7 protein-coding genes and 2 pseudogenes are annotated in these 11256 nt (G+C 68.4%); 5 read left to right on the top strand and 4 right to left on the bottom strand.

Features of this window, described 5'->3' with window-relative positions; all coding sequences use genetic code 11:
- Both I55_RS05165 and I55_RS05160 read right to left on the bottom strand, forming a co-directional pair.
- Window positions 1-411, bottom strand: a pseudogene (locus tag I55_RS05165) (dATP pyrophosphohydrolase); the annotation flags it as partial.
- On the bottom strand, window positions 408-1199 hold the full coding sequence (locus tag I55_RS05160; RefSeq protein WP_044559439.1) for a sterol desaturase family protein: 792 nt from the start codon (window positions 1197-1199) through the stop codon (window positions 408-410). The gene I55_RS05160 and the pseudogene I55_RS05165, both read right to left, overlap by 4 nt.
- Before the next feature lie 238 nt (window positions 1200-1437).
- On the opposite strand from I55_RS05160, the gene I55_RS05155 reads away from it, so the two are divergent.
- The 5 genes from I55_RS05155 (at window position 1438) to I55_RS05135 (ending at window position 9656) form a co-directional block, all read left to right on the top strand.
- The gene (locus I55_RS05155; RefSeq protein ID WP_049973854.1) at window positions 1438-2007 is read left to right on the top strand and encodes an RNA polymerase sigma factor; all 570 of its coding nucleotides are present in this window, start codon (window positions 1438-1440) and stop codon (window positions 2005-2007) included.
- On the top strand, window positions 2004-2984 hold the full coding sequence (locus I55_RS05150; RefSeq protein ID WP_044559437.1) for a FecR domain-containing protein: 981 nt from the start codon (window positions 2004-2006) through the stop codon (window positions 2982-2984). Before I55_RS05155 ends, I55_RS05150 begins: the two co-directional genes overlap by 4 nt.
- Window positions 2985-3051: 67 nt before the next feature.
- A complete protein-coding gene (locus I55_RS05145) occupies window positions 3052-5964 on the top strand; it encodes a TonB-dependent receptor domain-containing protein (protein WP_148293577.1) in 2913 nt (970 codons plus the stop codon).
- Window positions 5965-6053: 89 nt separating this feature from the next.
- Window positions 6054-7559 (top strand): tryptophan halogenase family protein, encoded by a 1506-nt coding sequence (locus I55_RS05140; protein WP_044559435.1) that lies wholly within the window; start codon window positions 6054-6056, stop codon window positions 7557-7559.
- Window positions 7560-7601: 42 nt separating this feature from the next.
- Window positions 7602-9656: a hypothetical protein gene (locus I55_RS05135; protein ID WP_049973852.1), complete on the top strand. Its 2055-nt coding sequence runs from the start codon at window positions 7602-7604 to the stop codon at window positions 9654-9656.
- Window positions 9657-9664: 8 nt separating this feature from the next.
- On the opposite strand, the gene I55_RS05130 is transcribed toward I55_RS05135, so the two are convergent.
- A complete protein-coding gene (locus tag I55_RS05130; protein WP_044559434.1) occupies window positions 9665-10975 on the bottom strand; it encodes an MmgE/PrpD family protein in 1311 nt (436 codons plus the stop codon).
- Window positions 10972-11256: pseudogene (locus I55_RS05125) on the bottom strand (adenosine deaminase); the annotation flags it as partial. The pseudogene I55_RS05125 and the gene I55_RS05130, both read right to left, overlap by 4 nt.

The following is an 11256-nucleotide window of genomic DNA, read 5'->3' as shown; positions in this document are numbered from 1 at the left end:
CTCCTCATTGATGTTCAGGTTCAGCGGCCCCTGCATGCGGGCCATCCCCCGGGCGCGCAGCCAATCGGCCGCAGTGTCCAGCAACGCCTGAATGATCGCCGGATCATCCTCGGCCGCGATCAGGCCGAACTGACCGGTGGCGTTGGGCCCGGTGGCGGTGCCGCTGTGTTCCTGGGCGTGACGGTCGATCTGCGCGCTGATGCGCCCCACGTCGCGGCCGCCCTTGCGCGCCAGCCAGAACTGCACCTCGGCATGGCCGAAGAAGGGGTTCTTGGCCGTCAGCGCCTCCTTGCGTTCCAGATGCAGCGGCGCGATGTAGTGCGGATCGTCCCGATGCAGCCGTTCCGGCAGGCGAATGAAGCGATCCAGCAGGGCGGCACCGGCGACGGGTACGATCTCAACCAAACTCACGAAGCGGTACCCCCGGTTTCAGAAGCGGCGAAGGCGGACGGCGGACGGTCGCGCGGCGGGGCGCCGGTCGCCCGCATCACCCACGGATAGCGCCGCGCCTCTTCCACGTCATAGCCCAGGTTGAAGACGGTGGCGCTTTTCGGACAGTCGCGGGCGGAGGCGAAATAGGTGCCGAATATCCGGTCGGGCGTGAAACTGACGATGCCCAGGTTGGTGTCTTCATTGTGAAAATGATGGATCAGATGATCACGCTTCAGTTTCAGGATGAATTGGTTCCTGGGCTTGTAGTTCAGATGCTGAATACAGTGGATGAACTCGTAAACGCAGGTGAGCACCAGCCCCATGGACAGGGCGGCGGCCGCCGCCGGCCAGCCACCGATGGCGTAACCGATGGGCATGGTCACGCCGGCGATGGTCGGCAGGGTGTTCAGCGGCGAACCGAATAGGACCTCTAGCAGGTGGGGATCCTGGTGGTGGTCGAAATGGATGCGTTTCCACAGCGTCGCCGTCCACTTGATCCGGTACAGCCAGCGGCCGTGCAGGATATAGCGGTGGATCAGATACCAGGCCATGGGATAGACGAGGAAGACGGCCGCCACCGCCAGGACCGGGCGGCCCGCGCCCTCCGCCTTGACGACGGCGAACGCGGCCGCCAGCACGGCCAGGACGCCATAGAGCTGGATGGCCGGGTGGGTCAGATATGCGCCCCAGAGATCGGCCAGCGTCATCCGCCCCAGATCATAACTGCGCCCGTGCCAAGCGCGGCCCCAGGCGAGCTTTTGCGCCATTTCTCTTCCCCTGGATTCGGAAAAAAGCCATCGAGGCAATGGAATAGGGGTCCGTTCTATCCCGGCGGCGGGGTGCGGTAAAGCGTCATGATCCTGCAAGGATCGATCCGGAGGGTCGCCACCGCCGCTGGATCAGCCTTTTTTGCAATTGTCCGTAGGGGATTTTTGTCGCCCGTTCGTCATCCAAGGAAAGGGTGCCGTCCAGGCCCGCAAAAGCCCCAGGGAGGACCGACGTCCGGTGAACAGAAGCGCGGTGGATTTATGGTTTGTGCAGGAAGTCCTGCCCCTGGAGGCGGCGCTGACCGGCTATCTGCGCCGCAAATGGCGGGAGGCTGCCGAGATCCCCGATCTGCGGCAGGAAATCTATACCCGCGTCTACGAGGCGGCGACCGTGGCCATCCCTGACATGACCAAGCCCTTCCTGTTCATGACCGCCCGCAACCTGTTGATCGACCGTGCGCGCCGCGCCCAGGTGGTATCGATCGAGACCGTTCTCGACAGCGAGGGCCTGGACGTGGCCGACACCGTCCCCAATCCGGAGCAGAGCGCCGTGGGCCGCGAGGCGCTGCGCCTGTTGCAGGCGGCGATCAACAGGCTGCCACCGCGCTGCCGCGAGGTCACGCTGCTGCGCAAGGTGCACGGCCTGCCCCAGCGCGACGTCGCCCGCCGCATGGGCATCAGCGAAAGCACGGTGGAGCAGCAGGTGGCCAAGGGCGTGCGCCTGATGGCCGACGCCATGGCGGACATCGCCCCCGAACCCGTCGCCAACCGCTTCGGCCGGCAACCCCGGAAGGCGGGCCTACAATGATCGAGCACGACCTGATCGAAGAGCAGGCGGCGCGCTGGCTGGCGCGTCAGGACGCCGGCCCGCTGGACGCGGCGGCCCAGGCCGGGTTCGATGCCTGGCTGGCCACATCCACCCGTCACCGCGTGACATATCTGCGGCTGGAGGCCGCCTGGACGCGCGCCGACCAGTTGCGCGCCGCCCCCCACCTACCAGCCCTGGCGCTGGCACGCCCGGCGGCGATACGCCCGCCGTGGCGCCGCTGGGCGGCACCGGCGGCGGCCATGGCGGCGGCGGTGGTTGCGATGGTCCTGGTGTTGCCGGCCATGGACGATTGGGACTGGCCCTTCGCCGGCGGCCAGAAGTTCAGCACGGGCGTGGGCGATCGCTACACCGCCCACCTCATGGACGGCTCGCAGATCGAGCTGAACACCAACACCCGCCTGCGCGCCTCCGTCGACCAGACGACGCGCGAGGTGCGGTTGGACAAGGGCGAGGCGTTCTTCGAGGTGGTGCATGACGACAAGCACCCCTTCGTGGTGATCAGCGGCGACCTGCGCATCGTCGATGTCGGCACCAAGTTCTCGGTGCGCCGCGACGGTGACAGGATCGAGGTGGTGGTGGCCGAGGGCGCCGTCCTGGTCGAGGACATGGCCCACCCCAACGAGGTGGCGCCGACCCTGGTGACGCAGCTGGGCTCAGCCGTGGCCCAGCCCAAGGCCATCGCCAAGAGCATGCGCAGCGCCGAGCAGGTGACGGACGCGCTGGGCTGGCGGCGCGGCATGCTGGTCTTCACCGACCGGCCGCTGCGCGAGGTGGCGGCGGAGTTCAACCGCTATAATCGCAAGCAGCTGGTGGTGCCGGCCGACGGCCCCATGGGCGACATCCGCATCGGCGGCAGCTTCGAGGCCACCAATATCGACGCCTTCGCCCGGCTGCTGCACAGCGGTTTCGGCCTGAAAGTGGTCGATGACGGCCGGGAAATAAAAATTTCAAATTAAGGATAGGGGATCCGGCACAGCCCTTCGTCTTAGCCAAATACAACAATTCAGAAAGTAGGGAGAAATCGTGCCAAATCCGAATATCCGTCGCGCCATTTCCGCCGCGCTCATGACGACGGTGTGCTGGCCCGCCCTGACATACGCCGCCGATTCCACGAATGGCGCGGCGATCACTTTGGCGTCCGCCGCCGAGGCCGTGATCGATATTCCGGCCGGTGACCTGCGCACGGCGCTGGAAAGCTATATCCGCCAGACCGGCTCACAGTTGATCTACAAGGCTGACGAGGTCGCCGGCATCAGCACCAAGGGCGCGCAAGGCCACCTGACGGCGCAGCAGGCCCTGGACAGCATCCTGGCCAACACCGGCCTGACCGTACACCGCGACCCCTCAGGCGCGGCGGTGGTGAGCCGCAAGTCCGACCGCGCCGCCACGCTGACGCCCGCCCTGCGCAACACCGCGGCCGCAAGCACAGCCCAGCCCCCCCCGGTGGCCCAGGCCACCCCCGTTGGCACCGATGAGGCCGCGACCGGCGCCAACGACCTGCAGGAGATCATCGTCACCGGCATGCGCGGCCGGCGCAACCTGCTGAACGCCTCCGTCGCCATCACCGCCGTGAACGAGGCCGATCTGGCCCAGAAGGCGCCGCGCAGCACCGTCGACGTGCTGGAAATGATCCCCGGCATCTTCGTCGAGGGCACGGCCGGCCCGGTGTCCAACAACTACTCCGTGCGCGGCCTGCCCGGCGGCAGCCAGCAGTTCGTCCGCCTGATCGAGGACGGCATGCCGGCCATCTATGGCGGCCTGAACGATGACGAGGTGTTTCAGAACGACATCTCCATCGACCGGGTGGAAGCGCTGCAGGGCGGCAGCTCGGGTATCCTGACCCCCAATGCCGCCGGTGCCTCCATCAACTTCATCTCGCGCAAGCTGAACTACGACGAGGCCGGCGGCATCGCCCGCATCACCGGCACAACCTATGGCGACCGGCGGGGCGATCTTTGGTTCTCCTCCCCCATCCCGGGGCTGAAGGACACGGCCTTCGCCATATCCGGCTACTATGACAGCACGCCGGGCGTGCGCAGCTCGCCCTTCCGGTATGAGACCTATCACATCAAGGCCCAGCTGGAGCACAAGTTCGAGGACGGCTGGATCCGCTTCACGGTCAAGGACTGGGACGAGCACGACCCCTACTACGCCGACCAGCCCTACGCCTACAACAACGGCAAGATTTCCAGCGTCCCGGGCCTGGACACCCAGTTCGGCAACATCATCGGCAAGGGTTTCGCCAACATCTCGGTGCCCGATTCCTGTTACGCCAACGGCCAGTGCTTCCGCAATTTCAGCATGCAGGAAGGCATCCACGCCACCGGCCACCAGTTCCGCGTGGATGGGGAGCGGGAGTTCGACCACGGCATCTCCCTGTTCGCGCGCGGCCGGTACACGGAAACCGACTGGAACTTCAACGGCGTCTTCGCCGGCAGCGGCACCGGCAACGGTGGCCTGGCCTCGGCCGTCACCTACCTGACGCCCACCAGCGCTTCCCCCATCTACAACCTGCTGCAGTCCGGCCTGTCGGCCTTTCCCGGCACGGCACAGTTCGGCATCCGCAACCTGGCCACCGGCCAGGTCACGGCAGCATCCAACACCGCGGCGCTGAACGCCCTGAACGGCAACGGCCTGTTGCAGCAGACCGTGCTGAACCGCCAGCTGGTGAAGCTGCGCGACTGGGGCAGCGACTTCGGGGCCAAGTGGGAAACCTCGGGCGACGGCTGGGCCAACAGCCTGACCGTGGGCGGCATGTTCTACGCGACCGACATCAACACCGACCAGTCGGGCGTGGCCACCGTCATCAACGACGTGACGAACCAGTCCAACATCTATGACGTGGTGGCGCTGAACAGCGCCGGCGGCGTATTGGGGACCCTGGGCAACAACGGCCTGATCTCCTACGGCGATTGGGGCCAGGGCATCAGCGCCAGCCACCAGACCTCCAAGTCGGTCTATGTGAACAACGAATTCACCTGGAACGACAAGCTGCACGTCGACTTCGGCGTGCGCTATGAGCGCGAGGACACCGACGCCGTGTCGGGCAACAGCTCCCCCCTGGCCATTCCGGCCGGCGTGGGCGGCATCCTGCAGGTGAACCCGAACGCGTTCAACGGCACCTACAGCTATACCTCGGGCCATGAGTCGCCGGTGCACGTCACCGCCGGCGCGAACTACACCATCGCCCAGAACCTGTCGGTCTACGCCCGCTACGCCCACGCCTACCAGACCCAGGGCACCAACCCGCAGGCGGCCGCCCTGACCCTGTACGAAGGCGGCGTCACTTATTCCGATTATGGCCTGACCGGCACCGTCCGCGGCTTCCGCACCGAGTTCAAGAACCAGACCTGGGGCGGCGGCGTCAATCCGGCCGATCCCAACCTGAACCAGGGCTTTTTCGCCGATTCCGAGACCAACGGCGTCGACGTCGACCTGTACTACCGCCCACAGTACGAGCCGCTGAGCGCCTTCGGCGTCCACGCCCAGGCGACCTACCAGGACCCGACCTTCAGCAACGTCAAGGTCGGCTTCATTGACGTCAACGGCACCAACATCGCGCCGCAGGTGGCCGCTTTCTACAACGGCAAGATCCCAGGCCGGACGCCCAAGATCCTGTATGCCATCACGCCGGAGTACAACCTGCCGGACAACCGGGGCCAGATTTACCTGCGCTACAAATATGTCGGCCGCATCTTCGCCGACAACGGCAACCAGGTGGAACTGCCCGGCTATGGCGTCGTGTCCATTGGCGCGATCTACAACATCACGCCGGCCATGACGCTGAACGTCAGCGTCGACAACGTGACGGATGAGCTGGGCCTGACGGAGGGCAACCCCCGCCAGGGCTTCACCCAGCAGGTCGTGAACGGCTACTTCTATGGCCGTGGCATCGTCGGCCCCAACGCCATGGTGTCCCTGACCGCGAAGTTCTGATCCCGCTTCCTCCCCTCTTTCCTCCCCTGGGGGCGGCGGATCAGCTCGGGGCCCGCCGCCCGCCTTTTTTCTTCAGGAGAGCGAAACCCGTGTCAGACAGACGGATCCGGAAGGTCGTCATCCTGGGCGGCGGCACCGCCGGATGGATGACGGCGGCCGCCTTGGCCAAGGTCAACACGCCGCCGCAGTTCGAGGTGACGCTGATCGAGTCCGATGAGATCGGCATCATCGGCGTGGGGGAAGCCACCATCCCCACCATCCACTGGTTCAATCGCCTGGTCGAATTGGACGAGGCGCAGTTCCTGCGCGAGACCAAGGCCACCTTCAAGTTGGGCATTGAGTTCGTCGGCTGGAATGGTGGCGACAGTCGCTATTTCCACCCCTTCGGCCGTTACGGCGGGCCGGCCGACGCGCAGATGTTCTTCCACCGCTGGATCCGTGCCTCCCTGGACGGCTTCCCGCACGGCCACCAGGACTATTCGCTGGCCACGCTGGCGGCCATGGCGGGCAAGTTCGGGCCACCAGCCACCGATCCCAAGTCCCTCTTCTCCACCCTGGGCTATGCCTACCACTTCGATGCCGGCCTCTACGCCGCCCATCTGCGCCGCCGGTCGGAGGCACGGGGGGTGAAGCGTGTCGAGGGTAGGGTGGAGCGGATCGAGCAGGATCCGGAGACCGGCTTCGTCACCCGCCTGACCACCCACCGGGGCGAGGTGGTGGAGGGCGACCTGTTCATCGATTGCTCCGGCCTGCGCGCACTGCTGATCGATGGGGTGATGAACAGCGGGTTCGAGGACTGGTCGCACTGGCTGCCCTGCGACCGCGCCCTGGCCGTGCCGTGCGAGCGTGTCGCCGCCCCCACCCCCTACACCCGCGCCACCGCCCACGCCTTCGGCTGGCAATGGCGCATCCCCCTGCAGCACCGCACCGGCAACGGCATCGTCTACAGCAGCCGGTTCGCCGGCGACGATGAGGCCGCATCCACCCTGATGGCCAACCTGGACGGCAAGGCGTTGGCCGATCCGCGCCTGATCCGCTTCCAGACCGGGCGGCGGCGCCAGGCCTGGGTCAAAAACGTGGTGGCCATCGGCCTGTCCAGCGGCTTCCTGGAACCCCTGGAATCGACATCCATCCATCTGATCCAGAGCGGCATCGCCAAGCTGCTGTCCCTGTTCCCCACCCGCGATTGCCCGGAAGAGACGGCCGGCCAATTCAACCAGGTCTATGGCGCCGACGTCGAGTCGGTGCGCGACTTCCTGGTGCTGCATTACAGCCGCACCCAGGGGCGGAATGAGCCGCTGTGGCGCCACTGCCAGGCCATGGCCGTGCCCGAGGGGCTGTCGCTGAAGGAACGGCACTTCACCCGCACCGGCCGCATCGTGCTGTCGACCGATGAGCTGTTCCGCGAGGCCAGCTGGTTCGCCGTGCTGATGGGCCAAGGCCTGCGGGCCACCGATTACAACCCGCTGCTCGACACCATGCCGGCCGAGGAGAACCTGGCCTACCTTCGGCACCTACGGGAGCAGATGGCCAAGGCCGCCGCGACCCTGCCCAGCCACGAAGATTATCTCCGCCGCGTGATGGGACCGGCCTGAGCCCCCGCCCGCTGGCCGCACTTCCCCGACAGGACCCCGCCCATGCCTTGCCTTTCCCGCCTGCTCTCCAGTTCCGTCCTGGCCCTGACGCTGGCCCTGGCACCCGTTGGGGCGCCGGCATCCTTCGCCGATACCGCCGCCGGCCCCGCGCTGTCCTACAGCCTGACGGAAGGGCGCAACCTGAACGCCTTCCTGCGGGAAGGTCCGGTGGCGGCCCATTTGCTGCTGCGTTCCGGCAAGGACGCCCGCATCCTGGTGGCCTTCCCTGCCGGCAACAGCAGCGTGGGCCTGTGGCTGGACACGCCGGAGGCTGCAAGTTGGACCCTGACCGGCGCCCCCCGGCCCGTGACCGCTCCGGATGCCAAGGGACGCCCCCTCCACGGCATCGTGTTCGACGCCACCCTGAAGGCCGACAGCGCGATCCCGCGCCAGGGGGTGCTGTCCAGCACCCGGGTGCTGCGCGATTACGAAGCGTTGCACACCGTGCCGGCGCAGGTTCGGGTCGAGCCCACCCGAACCGATGATGCGCTGGATTGGTCCCGCGACCGCCTGGATGGCAAGCCCGGCTATCGCCTGACGGTGACGGTGACGCACGGCCAGCTGACGGAGGGCGGCCTGAAGGCGGGTGCCGACGGCACCATAGGCCTGCGGGTCACGGCGCTGACCGGGGAGACGCCGCTGACACCGCTGGCGGGCGGCCATCTGCTGAACGCCAGCGCCGCGCCGCAACCCGCCAGCCGCGACGCCCTGACCTTCCTCAGCTACCAGGAAAAGCTGTTGGCGGGCTCCTGGCGGTTCGACACCTATTTCGGCCGCGACACCCTGATGTCGGTCATGCTGATGATGCCCGCCCTGCAGCCGGAGGCGATCACGGCGGGCCTGCGCTCCGTCCTGGCCCGCCTGTCGCCAAGCGGGGAGGTGGCGCATGAGGAGGACATAGGCGAATTCGCCATCCTGGACCACCTGAAAACCGACGGCACGACGTCGGACGCGCCGATCTATGACTACAAGATGGTGGACAGCGACTTCCTGCTGGCGCCGGTGGCGCGGGCCTGGCTGTTGGATGACCCGCGCGGCCAGGCGGTGGCCGCCGAATTCCTGACGGCGCCCGATGGCCGGCATGGGGAGAGCGAGGCGGCGGGTGCGGCCCTGGTACGCAACCTGCGCCGGGTGGTGGCGCAGGCCACCCCCTTCGCGGCGGCCCCCGGCACCAGCACCCTCGTACGGCTGAAGCCAGGCCAGCAGGTGGGCGAATGGCGCGACAGCAACACCGGCCTGGGCGGCGGTGTCTATCCCTATGACGTCAACGCCATCCTGGTGCCGGCGGCGCTAGACGCCGCCGCCGCCCTGCTGGCCAGCCGGTTGCTGGACCCGTGGCTGGACGCGGCGGCCCGCTCCGACCTGGCCAAGGCCGCCGGCTTGGCCAAGGTGTGGCGGGCCAAGGCCCCCGCCCTGTTCGACGTCGCCGTGGCACCGGCCCAGGCGCGGCAGGCCATCACCGCCTATGCCGCCAAGATCGGCGTTCCCGCCGACGCCGCCCTGGCGGCCCTGTCCAAGGGTCCGGTGCGCTTCCATGCCCTGTCGCTGGACGCGGCCGGCAGGCCCGTCCCCGTGCTGCACTCCGATGAAGGGTTCGCGTTGCTGTTTGGCCACCCCAGCGCCGCCGCGCTGGATGCCGCCGTGGACGCCACCGCCCGCCCCTTCCCCGCTGGCCTGATGACCGGCGTCGGCATGCTGGTGGCCAACCCGGCCTACGCCCCGCCGGCGGTGCAGGACCTGTTCCCGCGCGCCGCCTATCACGGCACGGTGGTGTGGTCGTGGCAACAGGCGTTGACCGCCGCCGGCCTGGCCCGCCAGTTGGCCCGCACCGACCTGCCCACCGCCACGAGGGACAGGCTGACCAAGATGCAGACGACCTTGTGGCAGGCCATCGACGCCGGCAAGGACGTGCGGAACTCCGAGCTGTGGTCCTGGGATTTCCGGGACGGACGCTATGTCATCGCCCCCTTTGGCGCCGGCGGCGCTGACGCCGACGAGTCCAACGCTGCCCAGTTGTGGAGCACCGTCTACCTGGCGGTGCGGCCACCGAAGCGCTGATTTACGGCTCAGGCCCGTGTCGCCAGGCGGCACAGCGCCCTGAGATCATCCTCGAACTCGAAGGCCGCCACCCGGTCGGCCAGCCGCTGCGCCGCCCCCTCCGGCAGCGCGCGCGCCAGGTGCAGGAACTTGGCGCGCAGGCGGGTGTCGTCGGCGCCCATCTGGCTCATGTCGCAGCGGGCGCTGTGGCGGGACCCGTCGGCCAGCGTGACCTCCACCTCCGTCAGGTCGGGCGGCCAGTCCGGCGGGCCGAAGGCCACCGTCACCCGGTCGCGCAGGGCGACCAGGTCCGGCCGGGCCGTCACCGCGTCGGTATACAGGTCCGGCATGCCGGTGTCAGCCCCCGACAGGGCCAGGGCCGCGACGAAGCGCAGACTGAATTTCGCCTCCGTCCCCGTTTGCGGGGTGGCGATGTTGCACATCCGGTCGGCGCCGGCATCCACCGTCAGCCGCACCTCCCGCACCCGCCCGGCCTCCAGGCCCGCGGCGCGCAGTGCCGCGATGGCCTCGACGGCGCCATGGGTGCCGAAGCAGGAGGCGTGGTACTTGAAGGAGTTGCGGTCCAGCTCGTAACCACCCCAGGCGACGGCGGCATCGGGAAGGGACGCTTGCGTGGCGGCATAGCCCTGACGCGCCTCCAGGATGTCGGTGCGGCTGGTGATGCCCGCTTCCGCCCACAGGGCGGCGGTGAGGCCCGCCTCCGCCGCGCGGCCGGCGTGGATGGGCTTGGCCATGGTGCCGAACTGCGCCTTCAGGCCCGCCGCCTGCGAAGCCGCCAGGCCATAGGCCCGCGCCGTCGCCTCCACATCCAGCCCCAGCAGGTGGGCGCAGGCGGCAGCCGCTCCCAGGGCGCCCAGCGTGCCGGTCATGTGGAAACCGCGATCATAGGGTCCGGCACCCAGCCAAGTGCCGATCATGCCCGCCGCCTCATAGCCGGCGACGAAGGCGGCCAGCACCCGCCCGCCGCCCAGGCCCCGCTCCTCCGCCAGCGCCAGCAGCGGCGGCAGAATGACCGTGGTGGGGTGGACGTGCATGGCCAGGCAGACGTCGTCATAGTCCAGCGCGTGCCCCGCCACCGCGTTCAGGAAGGCCGCCTGGCGCGCCGTCACGCCCTGCCCGCCCCCCACGACGGTGGCAACCGGGCGCCCCCCTTCCGCCAGGGCCATGGATCGCAGCAGGCGGGACACCGGCTCCCCCGCCCCGGCGATGGCCAGGCCGAACCAGTCCAGGATGCAGCGCCGGGCCATGGCCGCCGTCGGTGCCGGAATGGACTCGGCGGCCGCGCGGCTGAGGCGGATGACGTCTGCCGTGGCGCTCATAGGGCCGACGGTTCCCATCCCAGCCCGGCGGCCAGGGTGTCGAACATCGTCGGCCATTGCGCGTGCCAGGTGGCGCGCCGCGCGGCGTCCGCCCAGCTGCCGTCGATACCGGCCAGCATCATGGCGCGCAAGTCGGCGATGCCCAAGCCCAGGTGGCTGTACATCAGCTCCCACGCCCCGGCCGGGCTGAACCGGTGCAGGGTGGGATCGTCGGTGTTGGGGTGGATGGCCAGGCCCAGGGCCGCCCATGCGCGAATGGGATGGTCCATCGCCCACCGCTC

This window comes from Azospirillum sp. B4 (genome assembly GCF_000333275.1).
GTDB lineage: Bacteria > Pseudomonadota > Alphaproteobacteria > Azospirillales > Azospirillaceae > Nitrospirillum.
Note: the sequence above shows the minus strand (reverse complement) of the source record. Positions and strands in the feature narration are given on the sequence as shown.